The 21,952-nt window shown below is 51.6% G+C and carries 22 protein-coding genes; 17 read left to right on the top strand and 5 right to left on the bottom strand.

Going from position 1 to position 21,952, the window contains the following annotated elements; genetic code table 11:
* Nucleotides 1-331: 331 nt before the first annotated feature.
* From PSAB_RS15730 to PSAB_RS15720, 3 genes are read left to right on the top strand one after another with little or no spacing between them, the layout of a single operon-like run.
* A complete protein-coding gene (locus tag PSAB_RS15730; RefSeq protein ID WP_025335542.1) occupies nt 332-982 on the top strand; it encodes a redox-sensing transcriptional repressor Rex in 651 nt (216 codons plus the stop codon).
* The gene (locus PSAB_RS15725) at nt 972-2,270 is read left to right on the top strand and encodes an amidohydrolase (protein WP_025335541.1); all 1,299 of its coding nucleotides are present in this window, start codon (nt 972-974) and stop codon (nt 2,268-2,270) included. The genes PSAB_RS15730 and PSAB_RS15725 overlap by 11 nt, the downstream gene beginning before the upstream one ends.
* The gene (locus PSAB_RS15720; protein WP_025335540.1) at nt 2,267-2,785 is read left to right on the top strand and encodes a cell wall elongation regulator TseB-like domain-containing protein; all 519 of its coding nucleotides are present in this window, start codon (nt 2,267-2,269) and stop codon (nt 2,783-2,785) included. Before PSAB_RS15725 ends, PSAB_RS15720 begins: the two co-directional genes overlap by 4 nt.
* Before the next feature lie 64 nt (nt 2,786-2,849).
* Here PSAB_RS15720 and PSAB_RS15715 read toward each other — a convergent pair whose 3' ends face one another.
* Entirely contained in the window at nt 2,850-3,629 is a 780-nt protein-coding gene (locus PSAB_RS15715) for an alpha/beta fold hydrolase (protein ID WP_025335539.1), read from the bottom strand.
* A 209-nt stretch (nt 3,630-3,838) separates the two neighbouring features.
* Here PSAB_RS15715 and PSAB_RS15710 point away from each other — a divergent pair, with 209 nt between their 5' ends.
* The 6 genes from PSAB_RS15710 to PSAB_RS15685 all read left to right on the top strand — a co-directional run bounded on the left by PSAB_RS15710 (nt 3,839) and on the right by PSAB_RS15685 (nt 10,332).
* Entirely contained in the window at nt 3,839-4,372 is a 534-nt protein-coding gene (locus PSAB_RS15710; RefSeq protein WP_025335538.1) for a hypothetical protein, read from the top strand.
* The gene (locus PSAB_RS15705; RefSeq protein ID WP_025335537.1) at nt 4,365-5,867 is read left to right on the top strand and encodes an AAA family ATPase; all 1,503 of its coding nucleotides are present in this window, start codon (nt 4,365-4,367) and stop codon (nt 5,865-5,867) included. Before PSAB_RS15710 ends, PSAB_RS15705 begins: the two co-directional genes overlap by 8 nt.
* Before the next feature lie 135 nt (nt 5,868-6,002).
* Nucleotides 6,003-6,875, top strand: a complete 873-nt coding sequence (locus tag PSAB_RS15700; protein WP_025335536.1) for a 3-hydroxyacyl-CoA dehydrogenase family protein — start codon at nt 6,003-6,005, stop codon at nt 6,873-6,875.
* Nucleotides 6,872-8,077 (top strand): acetate/propionate family kinase, encoded by a 1,206-nt coding sequence (locus PSAB_RS15695; RefSeq protein WP_025335535.1) that lies wholly within the window; start codon nt 6,872-6,874, stop codon nt 8,075-8,077. Before PSAB_RS15700 ends, PSAB_RS15695 begins: the two co-directional genes overlap by 4 nt.
* Nucleotides 8,078-8,280: 203 nt before the next feature.
* Complete coding sequence (gene asnS, locus PSAB_RS15690; protein WP_025335534.1) at nt 8,281-9,576, top strand: asparagine--tRNA ligase; 1,296 nt, start codon at nt 8,281-8,283, stop codon at nt 9,574-9,576.
* Nucleotides 9,577-9,594: 18 nt separating this feature from the next.
* The gene (locus PSAB_RS15685) at nt 9,595-10,332 is read left to right on the top strand and encodes a DnaD domain protein (protein WP_025335533.1); all 738 of its coding nucleotides are present in this window, start codon (nt 9,595-9,597) and stop codon (nt 10,330-10,332) included.
* Nucleotides 10,333-10,475: 143 nt separating this feature from the next.
* Here the strand turns inward: PSAB_RS15685 and proC are convergent, their stop codons facing one another.
* From proC to proB, 3 genes are read right to left on the bottom strand one after another with little or no spacing between them, the layout of a single operon-like run.
* Nucleotides 10,476-11,363, bottom strand: coding sequence for a pyrroline-5-carboxylate reductase (gene proC, locus PSAB_RS15680; protein WP_025335532.1), 888 nt, complete (start codon nt 11,361-11,363; stop codon nt 10,476-10,478).
* A gap of 29 nt (nt 11,364-11,392) precedes the next feature.
* A complete protein-coding gene (locus PSAB_RS15675; RefSeq protein WP_025335531.1) occupies nt 11,393-12,640 on the bottom strand; it encodes a glutamate-5-semialdehyde dehydrogenase in 1,248 nt (415 codons plus the stop codon).
* Nucleotides 12,641-12,677: 37 nt separating this feature from the next.
* Nucleotides 12,678-13,784, bottom strand: coding sequence for a glutamate 5-kinase (gene proB, locus PSAB_RS15670; protein WP_025335530.1), 1,107 nt, complete (start codon nt 13,782-13,784; stop codon nt 12,678-12,680).
* A gap of 425 nt (nt 13,785-14,209) precedes the next feature.
* Between proB and PSAB_RS15665 the strand changes: the two genes are divergently transcribed.
* Nucleotides 14,210-14,407 (top strand): hypothetical protein, encoded by a 198-nt coding sequence (locus PSAB_RS15665; protein ID WP_025335529.1) that lies wholly within the window; start codon nt 14,210-14,212, stop codon nt 14,405-14,407.
* Between the two features lie 89 nt (nt 14,408-14,496).
* Here the strand turns inward: PSAB_RS15665 and PSAB_RS15660 are convergent, their stop codons facing one another.
* Nucleotides 14,497-15,408 carry a LysR family transcriptional regulator gene (locus PSAB_RS15660; RefSeq protein WP_025335528.1) on the bottom strand — a complete coding sequence of 304 codons (912 nt, stop codon included), beginning with the start codon at nt 15,406-15,408 and terminating at the stop codon, nt 14,497-14,499.
* 193 nt (nt 15,409-15,601) lie between these two features.
* Between PSAB_RS15660 and PSAB_RS15655 the strand changes: the two genes are divergently transcribed.
* The 7 genes from PSAB_RS15655 to PSAB_RS15625 all read left to right on the top strand — a co-directional run bounded on the left by PSAB_RS15655 (nt 15,602) and on the right by PSAB_RS15625 (nt 21,887).
* The gene (locus tag PSAB_RS15655; protein WP_025335527.1) at nt 15,602-16,240 is read left to right on the top strand and encodes a hypothetical protein; all 639 of its coding nucleotides are present in this window, start codon (nt 15,602-15,604) and stop codon (nt 16,238-16,240) included.
* Nucleotides 16,233-16,754, top strand: coding sequence for an accessory gene regulator B family protein (locus tag PSAB_RS15650; protein ID WP_025335526.1), 522 nt, complete (start codon nt 16,233-16,235; stop codon nt 16,752-16,754). The genes PSAB_RS15655 and PSAB_RS15650 overlap by 8 nt, the downstream gene beginning before the upstream one ends.
* An 8-nt stretch (nt 16,755-16,762) precedes the next feature.
* The gene (locus PSAB_RS25135) at nt 16,763-16,906 is read left to right on the top strand and encodes a cyclic lactone autoinducer peptide (RefSeq protein ID WP_084266536.1); all 144 of its coding nucleotides are present in this window, start codon (nt 16,763-16,765) and stop codon (nt 16,904-16,906) included.
* A 15-nt stretch (nt 16,907-16,921) separates the two neighbouring features.
* Nucleotides 16,922-17,311, top strand: a complete 390-nt coding sequence (locus tag PSAB_RS15645) for a LytTR family transcriptional regulator DNA-binding domain-containing protein (RefSeq protein ID WP_025335525.1) — start codon at nt 16,922-16,924, stop codon at nt 17,309-17,311.
* Between the two features lie 602 nt (nt 17,312-17,913).
* Nucleotides 17,914-19,338 (top strand): 3-isopropylmalate dehydratase large subunit, encoded by a 1,425-nt coding sequence (gene leuC / locus PSAB_RS15635; RefSeq protein WP_025335523.1) that lies wholly within the window; start codon nt 17,914-17,916, stop codon nt 19,336-19,338.
* 31 nt (nt 19,339-19,369) lie between these two features.
* Complete coding sequence (gene leuD / locus PSAB_RS15630; protein WP_025335522.1) at nt 19,370-19,972, top strand: 3-isopropylmalate dehydratase small subunit; 603 nt, start codon at nt 19,370-19,372, stop codon at nt 19,970-19,972.
* A 322-nt stretch (nt 19,973-20,294) separates the two neighbouring features.
* Nucleotides 20,295-21,887, top strand: a complete 1,593-nt coding sequence (locus tag PSAB_RS15625; protein ID WP_025335521.1) for an N-acetylmuramoyl-L-alanine amidase — start codon at nt 20,295-20,297, stop codon at nt 21,885-21,887.
* Nucleotides 21,888-21,952: the final 65 nt, after the last annotated feature.

Genomic DNA, 21,952 nt, shown 5'->3' with positions numbered 1-21,952 from the left:
CAGTACCGCTTTTGAAACGGATTGGCCATTGTGCAACATAGGTCAATCACTCGGTTTAGCTTTACCGCTTTTGAAACGGATCGGCCATTGTACAACATAGGCCGGTCTAACGACTTTTATCCTTTGGGGTCTTTTGTAAGTAGATCCCGCCAATCGTCAAGCGTGTCCCGTTAGGGACGAAAAGCGATCCTTCACCGTTTGATCAAGGTCCCGCCTAACTTCCGCCAAACGCTAATTGCCTTTAGCGGGTGTCCAGAGGGCGGCAGCCCTTGGGGCCCTCCCTATTAGGGAGGGTTTGGGAGGGTCCTATTACAATGTAGGAGGAGAACTCATGAAATCGGACAAAATATCGGAGGCCGTCGTCCGCAGATTGCCTGTGTATCTGCGGTTTTTGAACGAGCTTCACAGACGAGAAATCGCTACTGTTTCTTCTCAAGAGCTGGGACAGCGGCTCGACCTCAACCCGGCGCAAATTCGTAAGGATTTGGCCTATTTCGGAGACTTTGGAAGAAAAGGCATCGGCTACGACGTTCCGTACCTGATCGAGAAAATCCGTCATATCCTGAAGCTGGATCAGCCGATCAACGTTGCTTTGGTCGGAGCCGGTAACCTGGGCCATGCGTTATCCAATTACAACATCTATTTAAAAGATACAATGAAAATAACGGCCGTCTTTGATTCCTATCCGCCGAAGGTCGGCACCAAAATCAATACGCTGACTGTTCAGCCGATGGAAGAGCTTGCCCAAACCGTCCGGGATCAGGGCATCCGTATCGGAATCATTACCGTACCCGATCAGGAGGCGCAGAATGTCGCGGATATACTAATCGAATCCGGGATTGAAGCGATTCTAAACTTCGCGCCGGTCATTCTTAAGACGCCGTCAGAGGTTCGGGTGCACGCGGCAGACTTTACTACCGATCTGCAAAGCTTGGCGTATTATCTTCATGAAGGAAAGGAAGAAGAAGCAGATGGGCAATAAATGGATCATCCGCGGCGGCAAATTTGCCGTGCCCGGCTCAGATAAGCCTGTGATCGATGGCTATATGGTTATCGATAACGATCTTATCACTTACATAGGGGAAGAACCGCCTGTGCTGGAGGAAGACATTCCGTCTTTTGACGGCAGCCGTCTACTGTTCCTGCCCGGGCTTGTCAACACGCATGGACATGCGGCGATGTCCCTCTTGCGCGGCTACGGAGATGATCTGGCGCTTCAGGTCTGGCTTCAGGAGAAGATGTGGCCGATGGAGGGAAAATTCACCGGTGACGACGTGTACTGGGGAACCGCCCTGTCGGTATTGGAAATGCTGAAGGGAGGAACAACGACCTTCCTAGATATGTACGATCATATGGGCCGTGTGGCCGAGGTGACGGAAGCTTCCGGAATTCGCGCAGTCCTGATGCGGGGCGTTATCGGGCTGTGTCCGCCCGAAGTGCAGGATCAGAAGCTTGCCGAAGCGGTTGCTTTTGCAAAAGAATGGCATGGCAAAGCAAACGGCAGAATTACGGCCATGATGTCGCCGCATTCGCCATATACGTGCCCTCCCGATTATATCGAGAAATTCGTTCAGGCGGCCCATGATCTGGATCTGCCTATTCATACGCATATGTCCGAAACACGGCGGGAAGTGGAGCAGAACGTAACGGATTACGGACTGAGACCGGTCGCCCATCTGGAGAAGCTCGGCGTATTCACCCGCCCGTCGCTCGTGGCGCATGGCGTGCATCTGACGGACGAGGAGATTGAGATTTTGGCCCGTCATCAGGTTGGAGTTGCCCATAATCCGGGCAGCAATCTGAAGCTGGCCAGCGGCGTGGCGCGGGTGCCCGAGCTGCTGAAGGCCGGTGTAACCGTATCGCTTGGAACGGACGGCCCGGCAAGCAACAACAACCTGGACATGTTCGAAGAAATGCGCCTGGCCGCGCTGATCCACAAAGGGGTCTCCGGCGATCCGACCGCGGTTCCGGCCGCTGAAGCGCTGCTCATGGGAACGGAGTATGGCGCGAAGTCGGTGTTCCTGAATCAAGTGGGCCGTCTGGCTCCGGGGATGAAGGCCGATTTTATTGCGATCGATATCGACCAGCCGCATCTGCTGCCGCATACGGATCTTATATCACACTCCGTATACTCGGCCAGCGCCAAGGATGTGGAGCATGTATGGGTCGACGGCAAGCAGGTTGTGCAGCACGGAAAGTGCCTGACCCTTGACGAAGAGGAGATCCGCCGAAAGGCGCAGGAAGCGTTCGAGGACCTGCTGAAGCGATGAGAAAACGAAGAAAATGGGGGTTATACGGGGCATTCCTGGCCCTGCTCCTTCTGTTTGGATTCTATCAATTTTTTGCCTATGTCTTAAAGGATACGTGGAGTGAGCGGAAAGAGGCCGAAGCCATCGCCACAAGCAGAGCGGCCCTTACCGAAATCGATCGGACGCAGAAATCGATCTGGGACGAGAATGCGATCTATTGGGTTCTAACCGGCAAGAACAAAGCCGGGACCGACATGATGGTGTGGGTGCGATTCACTACAGACGGAAAGCCGGTCCAAGGAGATAGCGCCGTACATGCGGAGGAGCTGTCTCAAGGCACTTCCGAGAAAAGAATGCGGAAGATCATCGCTTCCTCGCTTCCCGGCATCCAGATCAAGCGGCTGCTTCCCGGTGCGTACAACGGCGAATACGCCTGGCAGCTCTTTTATAAAGAAGGGGACCGGTATTATTACCGGTTCTACCGCTTTTCGGACGGTGAGCAGATCGGCGACGGATACAGCCTTCCGAACCGTTAACGGGACGCAAACGAAGAACCAGCCAAACCCTTGGGGGGATGGCTGGTTCTTTTTTTCATGGATCTTATTTTTCGGACAATTCGGCAAACAGTAAATCATAAAAATGATCTTTAGCTATTCGCTCTTTCCAAGGCGTATGTCCGCAATGCTCCAGCAAGTGGTAACGGAAGTCTTTTAGAACTGCGGACAGAGGTTGAATTACGCCTGCGTAGGGATGAGGATCATGGATACCGTGAATCGCGGTAACAGGACAGACAATTTGATACCCCAGTTTGAGCAGTTCGCCGGACGACCTTAGTTCACTGGCTTCCTTCCATATGTGCTGAAAAATATTCAAATCGATTTCCACATCGTCATCATCACTCGGTAGAGGGTTGAAGACATCCGCTTTTTCTATTAGTTTTCCATATTGGCGAAGGAGTTCGTTCTGATTGGATTTCGGCTTTTGCAGGACGGCCTCCAGTTCATGGATTCTTTGTCTATCCTGTTCGTTTAACCTGGCTAACCGGGTGGCCCGCAGATCTTTGGCGTATTGCTGCTCGAACGGAGCACTGCCTACCAGAATTAACTTTCTAACGAGATCCGGGAAGGAGGCTGCAAAAATAAAAGATAACCAGGCTCCCCAGGAGTAGCCTACTAAGCTGACGGGTCCGCTGCCGAAATCCTCAATATCTTTTTTGAGTTCCAGGATCAATTCGTGTATGGACAGCCGGGTCTGAAAGGATTCGACGACCCCGAATCTTTGTGATAAACGGGCGGCAATCACAGCCATCTCTCCGGCCGCTCCTGGTCCGCCATGAATTAAAAACGTTTGGTAGAGAGGCTTGCCATAGGTTTTTGCCACTTGGGAAGAGCTCCTTTGCGATAGTCATAGGGAAAAAATAGAACGTAAAATTTTAAATATTAGTCACAAATTATTCGTTCTAGTATATACACCTATGATATACTACTAGTTGTATTAGGGCATGACAAAAATATGCCGGATTCGGAGTAACACAGGCACGCTGCATGGAAAGGTATAAAGTTTGTCATTATTGGAAAGGAGGACGTTGCTTGAAAATACGTCTAATACCAACCTTGTTGACTGCGCTGCTGTCGGCCGCGCTGCTGTTCGGCGGCTGGTTTCTGTATCGCCAATTTGCCGTCCAGGAGCCGCTTGAGAAGATTGTAAGCAGTTATAAGGGAGTCAACGCTTCCCATATCTCTATTAACCGTAATGCAGTTACTCTGAAACTTGATTTGCAGCCGGGCACGAAATTACGTGAACTGGTTCAATATATAAATAACGAGGGCGAGTCTCTGATCGGGAGCCGGACCGTGAATCTGGATGTGGTACAGCATTCCAACCAAACGCTTGACGAATACTGGGATAAAGCGATGTTTTCCGTAGCCGAAGCGATGGAAAGCCGCAAATATACGATTATTCCGGAGAAGCTGAAAGAGCTATCCACCCAATACAAGAACGTTACCGCTACGACGGAAATCGACGGCAATAATGTATATGTAAGCCTGACGGACGGTAAAGAGAGCAAATTTATTATTTTACCGCGCGAGCCGGAAAAGATGGGGGTATGGAACAATGCCTAAATGGACCAAAGAAGTATTGATCGGTTTTGTCCCTGTACTGCTGATATTTCTGGCCTTTCTCGGTTTGAATGTCGTGCCGATTATCGTTGCGGCCGCCATGGTCGGCGCTTTGCTGACGATTACCCATCTTCGCGGCGGCATCGCGGTAGGCGCCAGTACGGAAAAGAAACGCAAGAAGAACGGTCCGGCCAAGCTGACGTTTGAAGAAATCGGCGGACAGGACAATGCCAAGCAGGAGCTGCGCGAGGCGCTCGATTTTCTGATCCGGCATGAAGAAATCAGCAAGTTCGGCATCCGTCCGCTCAAGGGGATTCTCCTCACAGGGCCTCCCGGAACGGGTAAGACGCTGATGGCGAAGGCCGCGGCCCATTACACGAACTCGGTATTCGTGGCGGCTTCCGGCAGTGAATTCGTGGAAATGTACGTCGGCGTTGGCGCCGGACGCATCCGCGATCTGTTCAAGGACGCGCGGACCCGCGCAGCCAAGGAGAACAAGGAGAGCGCGATTATTTTCATCGACGAAATCGATGTGATCGGAGGCAAGCGCGAAGGAGGACAGCAGCGCGAATACGACCAGACGCTGAACCAGCTGCTGACCGAGATGGATGGCATCTATAACTCGGACACTCCGCGCATTCTGCTGATCGCCGCCACCAACCGCAAGGAAATGCTGGACCCCGCATTGCTGCGTCCGGGTCGTTTCGACCGTCACATCCAGGTGGACATGCCCGATAAAAAGGGCCGTAAGTCGATTCTGGAGCTGCATGCCAAGAACAAACCGCTTCATCCTGATACCGATTTGGACAAAATCGCGGAGGAAGCTTACGGCTTCTCCGGAGCCCAGCTCGAAAGCGTCATGAACGAAGCCGCCATCTATATGATGCGCGATAATCTGACCCAGGTGGAGCATCGTCATCTGGCGATGGCGATTGACAAGGTGATGATGGGCGAGAAGACGGACCGCGAAACCAATCAGGAAGAGAAGAAGCGGGTGGCCATTCACGAGCTTGGACACGCCATTATGGCCGAGGGGCTTCGACCGGGAAGCGTCAGCCAGGTCACGCTGACTCCGCGCGGACAGGCGCTCGGTTATGTCAGACATAATCCGCAGCAGGAACAGTACTTATATACCAAAGAGTATCTGGAAGAGCAGATCATGATCGCTCTTGGCGGTGCGGCTGCCGAGGAGATCTATTACGGCGGACGCAGCACGGGCTCAAGAGGCGATTTCGATCAGGCGCTCGGCATCGTGGAAATGATGATGAAATCGGGTCTGACCTCGCTTGGCATCGCCAAGCTGGAGATGGTGACGACGGAAGAACTGATGAAAGAGAATAGTAAAATTCTGGACGAATTGATGGAGCGTACTCGTACGCTTTTGGAAAATAAACGAAATGTTTTCGATTTTTCCCTGGACATCCTAATGAAGGAAGAAGTGCTTTCTGGAGAACAATTTCGTTGTCAATTTCGTGACAGTGTCCTTTTACCGGCATAATTCTTGATGCCGGTTATTTTTTTTTACTTTTCAGACATGCTAAGATATGATTATATGTCGGAGTATGCTGTTTTTTTCGACAGATAAAAAGGTGCTACAATAATGTAGAGATACCTGAAAGGATGGAGGCTTTTTATGAATTTCAAAAAAATAGGTGTCATCGGCGGCGGCACGATGGGACAAGGGATTGCCGAAATGCTGGCAGCCAAAGGTCTGGACGTACTGCTTGTAGAAAAGACACCGGAGAAATTGGACTACTCCTACAACATGATTGAGACTAGCCTTGATAAGCAGCTGGAGAAATGGGCGATTACCCAGGCGGAGAAGAAGCTAATCCTCGGCCGCATCCAAAAAGTGACGCATTTCGCGGAACTTAGCGCCTGCGACATGGTGATCGAAACGATCATCGAAGATCTGGAAGAGAAGAAGAAAGTATTTAACCAGCTGGACCAGGTGTGTCCGAACAATATCATCCTTGCCAGCAACACTTCCACACTCAGCTTGACCGAACTGGCAAGCTCCACGATGTATCCTGAACGCGTAATCGGCATGCATTTTATTTATCCTGTTGCCAAAGTGGATATTGTCGAAATCGTACGCGGACTGAAGACTTCCGATTCGACATTTGAACATACGAAAGCTTTTGTTGACGACGTTGTCGAGAAGAAAGGCGTAATGATTTACGAATCCCCGGGATTTGTAACTTCACGCCTTATTTGCCTGTTCATTAACGAGGCTATGCACGTGCTGCAGGAAGGTGTCGCTTCTCCTGAAGATATCGACGATGCTATGCGTATCGGCTATCAGTTCCAGTACGGCCCGCTTGAAATGGCTGACCGTTTCGGCCTGGATTCGGTTCTCGCTGCTCTGGAGCGCATGTTCCGCGAGTTCGGCGAACTGAAATACCGCCCGTCGACCATTCTGAAAAAGATGGTACGCGCGGGACAGCTGGGCATGAAATCCGGCGAAGGCTTCTTCAAGTATGACAAGGATGGTGACCGTATATGAAAGTACTCGTAATTAATGCAGGATCTTCTTCTTTAAAATATCAGCTGTATGATATGACCGACGAATCCGTTCTGGCCAAAGGTCTGGTAGAGCGTATCGGCATGGATTCCTCGATCCTTACCCATAAACCGACTGGCAAACAGGAAGTTACCGAAGTCAGCGAAATTCTGGAACACACAACGGCCATCCGTAAAGTATTGGCCAATCTGACTGATAAAGAGCATGGCGTTATCGACTCGATCTCGGAGATCAATGCGGTCGGTCACCGCGTCGTTCACGGCGGCGAGACCTTTAAGGCTTCGGCACTTGTTGACGGGGCGGCCAAATCGGAAATCCGCCGCTTGTTCGACCTTGCGCCGCTACATAACCCGGCGGCCGTTATGGGCATTACTGCATCGGAAGTCAATATGCCGGGTGTTCCTCAGGTTGTCGTATTCGATACCGCATTCCATCAGACGATGCCTGAGAAAGCTTATATGTACGCTATTCCGAGAGTGCTGTATAACAAGTACAAAGTCCGCCGCTACGGCGCGCACGGAACATCCCATGATTTTGTCAGCAAAGCTGCCGCCGAGTACCTCGGACGTCCGCTCGAAGACCTCAAGATCATCACCTGCCATATCGGCAACGGTGCCAGCGTTACGGCCGTTAAAGGCGGAGTTTCGGTGGATACCTCGATGGGTATGACTCCACTGGAAGGCCTGATGATGGGTACGCGCAGCGGCGACATCGATCCGGCGGTTGTTCCTTACGTGATGAACAAGGAAGAACTGACCCCGGGCGAAGCCAGCTCCATGCTGAACAAGCACAGCGGATTGCTCGCGATCTCCGGAACGAGCAGCGACATGCGCGACATTATTGACGGCTATGAGAAAGGCGAGCCGAATTCCACTCTGGCCTTTGAAATGTATGAATACCGTCTGCGCAAATATATCGGTTCCTATGCGGCGGCAATGGATGGTGTTGATGTTATCGTCTTCACTGCCGGTGTAGGCGAGAATGCGTCGCTGCTTCGCGAAAAGGTTCTGAGCAACCTGACATTCCTTGGCATCGAACTGGACAAAGAAGCGAACAAGGTCCGCTCCGGCGACCCTCGCCGTATTTCCGCCAGCGGCTCCAAAGTGGAAGTGCTCGTCGTTCCAACCAACGAAGAGCTCGTAATTGCCCGTGATACGCTTCGCATCGTGCAAGAACAAGCGTAAAGAGATACAATAGATTATAAGAGAAGCCGGAACGTCCTATTCAGGACGTTCCCTGTTTCTCCAGGGAATGTAGAAAAGGATAAGCGATACGCTTATTCTTTCTTACGTTTTGCAGAAAGAATAATCCAACAGCCAAAGGCCGAGGCAGCAGCCTTTGGCTGTCGGACCTTTAACCGTACTTCTAAAGAGGAGAGATTGTGGGCATGGCCAACAAAACTGTTATCAAGGGCGTAAAAGATCATGTCGGAGAAAGCGTCGTCATTGGCTGCTGGGTGAACAACAAACGTTCCAGCGGCAAGATTCAGTTCCTGCAGCTGCGGGACGGCACCGGTTATATTCAGGGAGTAGTCGTTAAATCGGAAGTGGAGGAGGAAGTCTGGGATGCCGCCAAAAGTCTGACCCAGGAAAGCTCCCTGTACGTCACTGGAGTAATTCGCGAGGAGCCGCGCAGCCAATCGGGATATGAGATGACGGTGACCGGAATTGAAGTTCTGCATCTGACTGAGAATTATCCGATAACACCGAAGGAACACGGGGTAGACTTTTTGATGGATCACCGGCATCTGTGGCTCCGCTCTTCGAAGCAGCGGGCGATTCTCGTTATCCGGGCGGAGATTATCCGGGCCATCCAGGAATATTTCGACATTAACGACTTTACGCTCGTTGACCCTCCGATTCTGACTCCAACTTCGGCGGAAGGCACGACCAATCTGTTCCACACCAAGTACTTTGACGAGGACGCTTATTTGACACAAAGCGGACAGCTCTATATGGAAGCCGCGGCGATGGCGCTGGGCCGTGTATACTCGTTCGGGCCGACTTTCCGGGCGGAGAAATCCAAAACCCGCCGGCATCTGATCGAGTTCTGGATGATCGAACCGGAAATGGCGTTCACGGAGCATGAGGAAAGTCTGCGTGTGCAGGAGGAATTTATCACCCATGTCGTACAGTCCGTGCTGAAGAATTGCCGGACTGAACTGGAGGCGATAGGCCGCGATATTTCCAAGCTGGAAAATATCAAAGCGCCTTTCCCGCGCATCACGTATGATGATGCCATTAAGTTCCTTAACGATCATGGCTTCGACATTCCTTGGGGCGAGGATTTCGGCGCGCCGCATGAAACGGCGATTGCCGAAGAATACGACAAGCCAGTATTCATTACCAATTATCCGGCTGGCATCAAGGCATTCTATATGAAGCCCGATCCGAATCGTCCGGAGGTCGTGCTGTGCGCGGATATGATCGCACCGGAGGGCTATGGAGAAATTATCGGCGGATCACAGCGGATTGACGACCCAGCGCTGCTCGAAGAACGCTTCAAGGAGCATGAGCTTTCGCTGGATACGTACAAGTGGTATATGGATTTGCGCACATACGGCTCCGTTCCGCATTCCGGCTTCGGCCTCGGTCTGGAACGGACAGTAGCCTGGATTTGCGGACTGGATCATGTCCGTGAGACGATTCCGTTTCCACGCATGCTGTACCGGCTTTATCCTTAAAAATAAGAGGAGGCGCTTATGGACGGCAAAGAAAAAACGAGCTGGAGCGAAGGCCTATCCTTCGGGCTGCAGAGCGGGATGGCCGTCATTCCTTATGCCCTTCTCACCGCTTACCGCAAGCTTGATTTGACCGGCAGCGAGACCATGCTGCTCATTCATCTGCTCTCTTTCCGCCAGGTTGAAGGCAAGGATTTTCCTTCACTGGAGGAGCTTCAGGCTGTAACCGGGCGCAGCGCGTCCGTTATTGCAGGAGAACTTCAAAAGCTGATCAAGGAAGGATTCTTGAATATTGAAGCGGGCAGCGACGATGGCAAGGGGCTTCATTACGAACGATATGACTTTTCGGGGCTGTACGATAAGCTTGGGAGTTATCTGTTTTCCCAGCGAAGTTCTGCGGCACCAAAGGCAGGCAGCCCCTCGTTCCAGTCTGACACCCGGTCATCGGGAGCAGAGAAGGGCGGGAAAATGCCATCCGGCATCGTTCCTGCTGAAGAAGATCGCCCCAGTCTCTTTGTTGTATTTGAGAAGGAGTTCGGCCGTCCGCTTTCTCCAATGGAATGCGAGACGATCTCCGGCTGGCTGGATCAAGACCGTTACCCCGAAGAGCTGATTCTGCTCGCTCTGAAGGAGTCCGTGTTCGCCGGAAAAGTATATTTTCGTTATATCGACCGGATTCTGCTGGAGTGGAGCCGCAACCGAGTAAAGAACGCTCAAGACGTCAAGGCTTACTCCCAGCGGTTCCGCGGGGGAAGCTAGACGGCAAGGCAGAATAACGTTTTCCATGAAAAAAACCGCAGCATCAAGACATTCGGTCTTGGGGCTGCGGTTTTTGCAGTTATTTATGGGTAAAATTAAATGATGTGCAGTTTCCGCTTCCTATCACGAAACTGAGCCTGCGTTTACCGTTCTTTTTCGGTCTCTGCGGACAATTCGGCTTCCAGCGCCGCTCCCATCTCACGTGAACGCTCGGCGCAGCGGGATACCGCCGCAATGACGGTTTCGAAGAAATCGCCTTTGTCGAGCACTTCCAGCGCTGCTTGGGTAGAGCCTCCCGGAGAGGTGACCTTCTTGCGAAGGGCTGCCGGTTCTTCCCCGGTCTGCTGAACCATACGGGCCGCGCCGAGCACCGTCTGAACTGTCAGTTCAGCGCTTTGTTCCTTAGACAGTCCGCCGCGGATACCGCTGGCGATCATCGCTTCCATCATGTAATAGATATAGGCAGGACCGCTGCCGGATATGCCGGTCAGTATCTCCATACGTTCTTCTTCAATAACGGAAGTAAGACCGATCGCTTCGAAGATATTGAGGGACAGCCGCCGCTGCTCATCGGATACCTCTTTCGAGAAGGAAATGCCCGTAGCGCCGAGGCCGATCGAGCTTGAGGTGTTCGGCATGGTCCGGACAACCGGCTGTTTTTTACCGATAAGACCCTGGATTGTTCTGATGGAGAGGCCGGCAATAACGGAAATAATCAGCTGCCCGTCCTGAAGGTTCGGTCCTAGACTACGCAGTGCCGCTGCCGCATCCTTGGGCTTCATCGCCAGCACGATAACCGGGGATGTGCGCAAATATTCCTCTTTTTGTCCGGGATCATTACTTCCGATAACCCCGTACCGGGAACGCAGCTCAGCCAGCCGCTCATTGCTGCTGCGGTTAAGCATAATGATGTTGTCGGCATAGATAACGGAACGTGCGATCAGTCCGCGCACGATAGCTTCCGCCATGGAGCCGGCGCCGTGAAAGACGATCTTGTCGTTAATCAAAGGCTTAGCGGTTTGTTGACACATTGTCTTGATCCTCCTTGCCGGATATGGGTTTAGCTCCGGATTTGTCCGTTGCCATAAATTTTAAATTTGGTGGAAGTCAGCGCCGGCAGGCCCATCGGTCCGCGGGCATGCAGCTTCTGGGTGCTGATGCCAATCTCCGCGCCAAATCCGAATTCGAATCCGTCGGTAAAACGGGTAGATGCATTATGGTAGACGGCCGCGGCGTCGACTTCTTCCTGGAAGCGCTCGGCGTTCTCTTCGTCCTCCGTGATGATGGATTCGGAATGCTTCGTTCCGTACCGGGCGATATGCTCCAGCGCATGGTCGATTCCATCAACCACTTTGATATTGAGAATATAATCGTTGTATTCGGTAGCGTAATTTTCTTCGGTGACCGGTAGGGCCCAAGTAATGAGCTCCCGTGTTCGCTCGCATCCGCGAAGCTCCACGTTGGCGCTGCGGAAAGCTTCTCCAAGCTTGGTCAAGTGCTCCACAGCGAAGCTGCTGTGAACCAGCAGGGTCTCCATCGAATTGCAGACGGAAGGCCGCTGCGCCTTGGCGTTCAGGCTGATCGATTCAGCCATTTCCGGAATCGCGCTGGCATCCAGATAAGTATGGCAGATGCCTGCTCCCGTCTCAATGACAGGAACGGTAGCATTCTTTACCACGTTCTGAATAAGCGAGCTGCCTCCGCGCGGTATGATCACATCCAGCAGACCGTTCAGCTTCAGCATTTCATCGACGGACGAACGGTTCGGGTCTTCGATGAGCTGGAGCGCCTCAGGTGGGAGGCTCGTTTCAGCCAAAGCGGTGTGCAGCACTTCGACGATTTTGCGGTTTGATGAGAGTGCGGCCGAACCGCCTCGAAGCACGACGGCGTTGCCTGTCTTCAGGCACAAGCCTGCTGCATCGACTGTAACATTGGGGCGGGCTTCGTAAATAATGCCGATGACGCCGAGCGGCACGCGAATTTTTTCAATAATAAGTCCGTTCGGACGCTCCAGTGTCTCCAGGATATTTCCGACAGGGTCGGGAAGGGCGGCAATCTGCCGGAGCCCTTCGGCTATGGCGTCTATCCGATCGGTATTCAGCGCCAGCCTGTCGAGCATGGATTGCGGCGTTCCGCTTTGTCTGCCGCGTTCCAGATCCTCGGCGTTCGCTGATATAATCGACGCGGCTTCACGCTGCAGCGCATCCGCCATCACCAGCAGCGCTTCGTTCTTCTGCCCCGTGGTCAGCCGGCCGAGCGCACCTGACGCGCCTTTGGCCAAAGTCGCTTTGCTAGCAACCTCACTCATGATCGTTCCTCCTTATCGAGCTTCATTGTAGGTTCGTTTATTTGAGCGTAATCCATTCATCTCTGTGAATGACTTCAAGCCGGTGCACTTCTTCTCCAAGCCGGCGCATGACTTCTCCGCTGGGCAGGCCGCGAATGCTGAGCAGCTGCTCGTCGTCGTAATTCACAATGCCTCTCCCGAGCAGATTTCCATCGAGACCGAGCACCTCAACTACATCTCCGGCATGAAAGCTGCCCTGCACCTCTCTGACGCCGACGGGCAGCAGACTGTGGCCGCCGTGGACCAGCGCCTCTTCCGCTCCGGCATCGACAATAATGGAGCCGAGCGGGGTGGACATGAAGCCCAGCCACTGCTTCTTGACAGGCAGGGAGGACAGCGTTGTGGCAAAATATGTTCCTTTGCCTTCATCCTGCGCCGCCAGCCGCAAATCGCCGGGCTCGGTAACCCGTCCCACAAAGACGGGCACGCCTCCGCGGGTGGCGATCTTGGCGGCGTCGATCTTGGAACGCATGCCGCCCGTGCCGACGGCTGAGCCGGCTCCACCGGCAATCGCGTAGATTTCCGGCGTGATATCCTCAACCAGCCTGTAGCGGACGGCGTCCGGGTTGGTGCGCGGATTGCCGCTGTACAGGCCGTCGATATCAGTAAGCACAAGCAGCCGCGAGGCTTTGAGGAGATTTGCGACCAGCGCGGACAGCATATCGTTGTCGCCGAATTTCAGCTCATCGACGGATACGGTGTCATTTTCATTGAATATCGGAACAACGCCCTGCCTCAGCAGTTCTTCCACAGTCATGACGGCGTTGTTCATTGCGCGGCGGCTGCGGAAATCCGTGCGGGTCAGCAGAATCTGGGCAGCGGTCAGTCCGTGCGCGGCGAAGGCTTCCTGATAGGCCTGCATCAAGAGCGCCTGGCCTACAGCTGCGGCGGCCTGCTTCTCATGCAGCAGCTTGGGACGCGTCTCATATCCGATGCTGCGGAAACCAGCGGCCACAGCCCCGGAGGTTACAAGCAGCACTTCACAGCCGCTCCGCCTCAAATCGGCGATTTCAGAGGCGAAAAAAGCTACCGCATCGCGGTTCAGGCCGCCTTCGGCCGCGGTCAGAGAGCTGCTGCCGATTTTGACGACTAATCGTGTTGACATTGCCTTTCACTTCCTATTTATCCATATTGAACAATAAAAAAAGCCCCATCCTAAGACTGAGCAAAGGACGAAAGCTTGGGTTCACTTCCGCGGTACCACCTTCATTGATGAGGGATCATCCGACTTTAGCCTCGTAACGAGAGGGAATCGTCCTGCGTGGCAGGCCGTTCGGGGGTAGGATTCGGAACGCTAACCGCGGTAAATTCTTTCAGCCGGTTGGAATTTACTCTCTGGCGCGGTAGACTTGTTCGTACTGGTCCCGTCTGCACGTTTCTCTTATTTGTCATTTAGAATACCATGTAGAGCCAAGTTTGCCAAGAGAGTTCCACCTATGGCCTATGGAATAAGTCCGGTTTATGAAAAAATGTTTATCATTCGGGCAAGCGGGCAAAATAAATCTAATCCGTGACCAGGAGGTGGAACCATTGAAAAAAGATGATCTGCGGAAGCTTGAAGAAAGAAAAGAGGAGCTGGAGGAGCAGCGGCAGACTATGCGCGAATTTATCGAGGAAGAGACCGGAAGCCCCCATTCAAGAGGACAGGTTGATGAAGATACCTCGCATGTGCCGGATACTCAGAATCATTTCATTTCTGAACGGAATTTCCGTAAATACCAGAACTAAGGCTAACTGTAAAATAATCAAAGCCGCTCATCATTTAGCAGTGATGAACGGCTTTTTGCCGCAGCAAACTGTTTGAAGCCTCTCTGATGTCATTCCTGCGCCAGTTCAGCTACCGTCGTCTGGAACGTATCGATAAAAGCTTCGGCCGCCTTTGATAAATAACGTCCCTTGCGGTAGGCGACTACCAGCGTCCGGCTTGGGACCGGATCGGCCAGAGGCAGATAGACGGGTACGAACTCGCTGCGGGGAGCACGGGAAATAAAGCGTGGAACCAGGGTCACGCCCATGCCGGCGGCAACGAGGGATTGCACAGTCTCCATGTTATTGCTCTCAAAGACAACCGACGGCTCGAAGCCTGCCTGACGGCATAGGTCGACCGTCATTTTCCGGAAGCCCTGTCCTTCTTTCAGGACGATAAACGACTCCTGTTTGAGCTCCTCAAGAGATGTTCTCCTTCCGGTGGACGCTCGCTCGGCCAGAGGATGCTCCGGCGGAACCGCAAGATCGATACGTTCCTCGCCAAGAATTTCGTAGGCCAGCGCGGGAATTTCCAGCGGGAGCGACAGGAGGCTGAGATCCGTCTGGCCGCTTGCGGTCAGTTTTTCCAGGTTCATGGAGGAATCCTCCAGCAGGGTAATTTCGATCTCCGGGTATTTCCGCTTGAAGACGGGCAGCACGTGGGGCAATAGGTGAGCTCCCGTAATCGGCATGCTGCCGACTACGACACGGCCGGTTCGAAGCTCTGAGATATCGGTCATTTCCTGGCGAAGCAGCTCCACGGCATCGATAATAATCTGCGCCTGCTCCACAAATTTCGTTCCCGCATGAGTGAGTTCGACGGCGCTGGTGTTCCGCTGGAACAGCATCACCCCGAGCTCTTTCTCCAGCTTGGACAGCTGTTGGCTCAGCGAAGGTTGGGCGATATGCAGCTTCTCGGCGGCCCGTGAAAAATTCCGTTCACTTGCGATTTGCAGTACATAAAGAAGTTGTCTGAGTTCCATGCTTGCGGTCTCCTTTAAGAATCATCATCTTATAAGAATAACCTATAAAAGGAGACGAAGCTATATCATTTTTTGCGAGAGACGGTCTACTCTAGAATGGTCTGATATAGTACAATCGTAGTATATGTCAATACGAACTAAGATATATAATTAGAACTAGTCCAATGAAAAATCAACTCAGGCGGTGTTGGTATTGTCTTGGTCACTTGAGCCTTTAGCTTTTGTGTTTTTTTCAACTTTGGAATTTGTGGCGATTTACTTTATTATGATGTATCTATTTAGAATGCACCCCTCTGAATTCTTTTTTCAGGCGTTGTTTCTGATTCTTCTGATGGACTTACAAAGCTTCTATTTAAGAGAGGACTTACAAACGCCTGCATTTGTGCCGTTGATCAACATATTGCTGTATACTTTGCTGCTGGCGACAGTCATAAAGATCCCGCTGTTGTGGTCCGGGATTATCTCGGTAACCGGATATTTTTTGTATGTGCTGCTGCAGGTGCTCATTGTCCAATTTTCTTTTGGTGTTCTGTCAGTCTCAGAGATGCAGCTTCATCCGGAAAAAGGTTACTTTCTGCAGACGCTAAGCAGCATCCTCGGCATTGCCGGCTCCAGGATTTTCTACGTATTCGGTGGCGGCTTTACTTTCGAATTTGAAAAACTTCGCTTGAAGCGGGAGACGCTCGCTTTATATGGGGTTATCGGCTGCGCTTTAGCCCTTACTATTTTCTTGCTGGAAAGAAGAAATAATATCTTTGATGCATTATTCATTTCAGTCGCCGTTATCTTCTTTTTATATTATGCGGTAAGAAAGGAAAAGAAGCGTGATTGAGTTTATTTCTCTAAAACTCGCTCAAGGGATTAAACGGTCCATTCCTGATCATCCGATCTCCGTCAACGTCATGAAGTTTTCACTCAGCATCATTATTAATGCCTTATTGATCATTCTATTAACTTTAGCGGTTTCGTTGTTAACTGGAAATACGCGCGGAGCCGTGATCGCTTTAATTGCTTTCCCCTTATTGAGACAGGTTTCAGGAGGTTATCATCTGAAGACGGGGATGACCTGTGTGCTGGTATCAAGCGCGATGCTCACAGCCGTATCTTTCTTTAATGCGGGACGGACCTATGTATTCTTTTTAAATTTGGCAAGCCTGCTGCTTGTCGCTGTCTTTGCTCCCTCCGGAATCGAAAAGCAGTCCCGAATCCCAAAGTCCTTTTATCCGCAGCTAAAAATCATTTCATGCTTGATTGTACTCGTCAATTTTATTGTAGCTTCCCCTGTAATTGCGGCAGCCTTTTTTATTCAAGGATTATCGCTTTTTAACCAGCCTGAAAGGAGGTGAGCAATGGAATGAGAAGAAGAGTCAAAGGTATGAAGCATAGTGCTATGCTGCATGTGGCTGCGCTATTGAGCTTTGTTGCTGTTACCACCGTCGACTCGGCAAGTGCTTGGTATATATATTCCGGAGATGTCCCAGAAGAGCTTCTTAAATAAACGGAGATGAAGACTATGGCGTTATTATCGGTAACTAAAGATGTTGGCGGAAAGAGCGGCATAACCAATATTGAGATCGGCGACATACTAATGCTCAGTTACTCCAAAAGCATCGACAGAGTGTTGGTGCATACCGCGGAGACCATTTATTATACAATTGGCACGCTAACATTCTGGAACGAAGTGCTGAATAATAGCGGGCATAATTTTTCTCTGGTTGACAGGAGTAACTCTTTGAATTTGGACAAGGTGGTCATATTGGATCCCACTTTCAAAGTCGCGTATTTTGAGAGCAATATTACGCCAAAATCCAAAAGATGCATAATCGCCGGATACCGGTTCAATGAGGTCAAGAAATCGCTCAACTTAATAAATCCTGGAATCAGTATTCAGGAAGGTTATTGAGGAGCCTGGCGGGCTCCTTTTTGTTGTCGGTTCAAGCTTTAAAACAAACATCCCCGATGTTTCAACACCGAGATATAACTCACTTACATTTTGTTCCAATCAAATTAAAATGAACCCACATCAAACTATTCGCTGATTACTTTTTTTGGTAAGGCGATTAATTGATAGGGGGAGAGCTTTTGAAGAAGGTTATCAGAATTATTGGCATCATGTTTAGTGTATTGACTGTTGTTTCATGCCTATTTTTTATTCGGAATGATAGTGATACGATGAGGTTTTGGTTAATGGCCGCTTCAAGCGGGACGCTGATATTCAATGGCTGGGCTAATTATCTCGATAACATGGTAAAAAGGAATAGACTCTCTATTGGTACTGGAGTGTTTATTCTCATACTGGCACTTGTTCAATATTATAGATAGTATTCGCAGTTATTCATTTCCTCTCTGCAAAATAGACAAACCTTTCCTGCTTATAATTGGAACCTATAGGTACTATAGATATTATATCTTGGCGTAATAAACAGTCTCATGTTATATTTATATCATTCTAAGGGAGAATCGTATTTTCCTTACTGATGAACGAATCTATGACGAGGTGAAATCATGGGCAAGAAGACAATGTTCGAGAAAATCTGGGACAATCACGTTATCCATCAGGAAGAGGGCAAACCTGGCATTCTATATATCGATTTGCAACTGGTGCACGAGGTAACTTCGCCGCAAGCGTTTGAAGGACTTCGACTTAGCGGACGCAAGATTCGCCGCCCGGAGCTGACTTTTGCAACAATGGACCACAACGTTCCGACAACGGACCGTTTCAACATTACCGACCCGATCTCCAAACAACAGATTGATACGCTCACAAAGAACTGCGCCGATTTCGGAGTAAAGCTGTTCGGTCTTGAGGATATTGATAACGGGGTCGTTCACGTTATGGGACCGGAAATTGGGCTGACGCATCCCGGCAAAACGATTGTCTGTGGCGACAGCCACACCTCCACTCATGGAGCTTTCGGAGCGCTTGCTTTCGGTATCGGAACTAGTGAAGTCGAGCATGTTATGGCTACTCAATGTTTGCAGCAAGCCAAAGCGAAGACGATGGAAGTCCGCTTCACCGGCAAACGCAATCCGGGCGTAACGGCCAAAGACATGATTCTCGGACTGATCGCCAAATACGGCACGGATTTTGCAACAGGTTATGTTATTGAATATACGGGTGAATCCATTAAAGAGCTGTCGATGGAAGAGCGGATGACCGTCTGCAACATGTCCATCGAGGGCGGAGCCAGAGCGGGAATGATCGCTCCCGACGAGAAGACATTCGAATACCTGCGTGGCCGTCAATACGTTCCGCAAGGCGCTGCATTCGACGAGGCCGTTGAGACTTGGAAGCAGCTTGTGACCGACGAAGGCGCCGAATTCGACACCGTTGTCGAGTTTAATGTGGACTCGTTGATTCCGCAGGTAACCTGGGGAACAAGCCCGGGTATGGGTACCGATATTACGTCTACGGTTCCTAATCCGGCTGATTTTGCCACTGAGAACGAACGCAAAGCGGCTGAAAAAGCGCTGGAATACATGGATCTGAAGCCGGGAACCCCGATTTCCGAAATCGCTATCGACTACGTCTTCATCGGCTCCTGTACCAACGGCCGGATCGAGGATTTGCGCGCGGCAGCCGAGGTTGCCAAGGGCCATAAGGTATCGGAGAACGTCACGGCGATTGTCGTACCGGGTTCGGGAAGAGTGAAGGCTTTGGCCGAGAAGGAAGGTCTGGACAAGATTTTCACGGAAGCCGGTTTTGAATGGCGTGAAGCGGGATGCAGCATGTGTCTGGCGATGAACCCTGACATTCTGCAGCCTGGAGAGCGCTGCGCGTCGACTTCCAACCGGAACTTCGAAGGCCGTCAGGGCCGCGGAGGACGCACACACCTCGTATCCCCTGCCATGGCAGCAGCGGCTGCAATCAAAGGCCGGTTTACGGACGTGCGGGATTGGAACTTCAAGACGGAAGCCGTCAGCTCTTAAGAATTCGAGAACAATCGGGAGGGTAACATAGATGGAAGCTTTTAAGAAATTAACCGGAATTGTCGGACCCGTGGACCGGGTCAATGTGGATACGGACGCTATTATTCCGAAGCAGTTCCTCAAACGGATCGAACGGACGGGATTCGGACAGTTTCTGTTCTTTGAGTGGCGTTTTGATGAAGCGGGCAAGGATAATCCGGCGTTCGCGTTGAACCAGGACCGTTTTAAGGGAGCGTCCATTCTGCTCTCCAGAGCCAACTTCGGCTGCGGTTCTTCCAGAGAGCATGCGCCTTGGGCGATTCTGGACTACGGCTTCAAAGTGATTTTGGCTTCTTCGTACGCCGATATTTTCTACAACAACTGCTTCAAGAACGGCATTCTGCCGATCAAGCTTTCGGAAGAGCAGATTGAAGACCTGTTCCAGCGGACGGCCGCCAACGACGGCTATGAACTGACTGTTGATCTTGAGAACAAGACGATCAGCGACTCCAACGGTTTGAATCTCGCATTCGATCTCGACGAGCATCGCCGCCAGTTCCTCCTTCAAGGTCTGGACGACATTGGCCTGACGCTTAAGCATGAAGACGAAATCACGGCTTATGAGCAAAAGAACGCTGCCCGTCTTTTTGCCTAAACGAGCTTTACGCGTGAATCAGTTACAAATCTCGAAAAATTTTACACAAAACTTCCATTTCCGACACCGGGAATGGAAGTTTTTTTGCTATAATAGCAGAATATTATGATTGCCAGGATTATATTACCTGAACTTTCAAGAGAAGCAGCGCAAATAGAGAAGAGCTTGCCTGAAATTGCGTGGGATACTTCGTTTAGAAGTTTTATATAGATTTCTTGTTAATCGGCTTTGGCTGTCCGTTCACATGCAACTTTTGGCGGGCGCCTGCGTCAAGGAGATTGCCGCAGTTGTTCCACAAGTTAGGGAGTAAGGGGAGAAGAGAATGAAGAAGGCTTATCTGAAATGGTTCGCGCTGCTGCTGCCCCTGATGCTATTTATCGCTTGGTCGGGGCAGGAAGCCGCAGCCGCGGGCAGCGGAAAGATTGTGCTGGACAACCGGGAGCTGGCGCTCCCTAAAGGGATTGTGCTTCAAAATGTCAACGGGAGCGTGATGATCCCGATTCGCGTGGTTTCAGAAAATCTGGGATATGAGGTGCTCTGGGAGCAAAAGACGCGAAAAGTAACCATCCGTCAGGATTTTAAAGCGATTGCGCTGCTCGTTGGGAGCAAGCAGGCTGACGCGGACGGCGTTCCATTCAGCCTGAATGCGGCGCCAAAGCAAAGCGGAGGGACCGTGCTGGTTCCGATCCGTTTTGTCGGAGAACAATTCGGGCTTGGAGTCGGCTGGGACAATATTGATAAAGTTGTGTACTTGTCGGGAAATTCTTCCGGCCCTGCTTCCGTACCCTCCGCGACTATGCCGTTAGTTACACCGTCTCCAGCACCTTCTTCAATACCGTCTGGAGCGCCATCTCCGTCGGCCACACCGGCTGCGGTCAGTTCGCCGACACCGACACCTGCGCCGTCACAGGCAGCCGGCATCGTGACGGGTACCGCCTCATCGGCACCGCAATCTACAGCGGCTCAGGCGGGTACCGGAACAGCCGCCGCAGTACAGGTAAAAGGAGCGGCATTCAGCGCGAATCAGCTGATTATTGCCGTCTCTGGCAGCGTTACGCCGAATATTTCAGCTTTGGACCCGCGCCGTATTGTCGTTGAGCTGCCGGGATCGGCGCTGGCGGCTGATTTTGCGGGAGGGGGAGGAGAGTCCACCGGCGGACAGGCTTCCCAAGGTACGCTTGATGTTACGGGATATCCGCAAATAGCCGGCGTAAGTTATACGTTGTCCGGCAGCAATCCTTCAGCCGTCCGGTTTGAGATTCAAACGACGGAACCTTTACCGTACCGGATGAACATAGATAACAGCGCGGGACTGATCACCGTGGATTTGAACGGGGGGAATGCTGGCGGCATCAGCGGTGAAGGCAAACCTGTTGTCGTACTGGATGCCGGGCACGGTGGTTCACAGCCCGGAGCGATCAGCGCAGCGGGACGTGTTGAGAAGGATTTCAATTTGGCGGTGATCCTGAAAGCCGGGGCTTTGCTTCAAAGCGACGGAAGGATGACAGTTATCTTTACACGGAGCGATGATGTGACGCTTGGACTGCAGGACCGCGTTAAAGTGGCGGAAGAAGCGGGAGCGAATGTGTTCGTATCGCTGCACGCCAATGCGATGCCGACGACTGCGTCCAACTGGAATAAGGTTAACGGCAGCGAAACTTATTATACCCGCAGCGAGAGTCTGCCGTTCGCCCGGATCATGCACAAGCATTTGGTAGTGGGGACCGGCTTCAAAGATAACGGAGTCAGGGCCAAGAGTCTGCATGTGACAAGGGAAACCTCCATGCCCGCAGTGCTGCTGGAAGCCGGTTATTTGACCAATCCGGCAGAAGAAGCGGCGCTGTACACGGAAGAGCTTCAGAATTCGCTGGCCCGGGAAATTGCAGCGGGCATCATTGAATATTTGGGTCTATAATCCGCCGGCTAACGGGGGAATGGCGCTTTTAAGTACCAAATGGATGGAAATCTTTCGCAACTTTT

This window comes from Paenibacillus sabinae T27 (assembly GCF_000612505.1).
In the GTDB taxonomy this organism is placed as follows: Bacteria; Bacillota; Bacilli; order Paenibacillales; family Paenibacillaceae; genus Paenibacillus_AQ; species Paenibacillus_AQ sabinae.
Note: the sequence above shows the minus strand (reverse complement) of the source record. Positions and strands in the feature narration are given on the sequence as shown.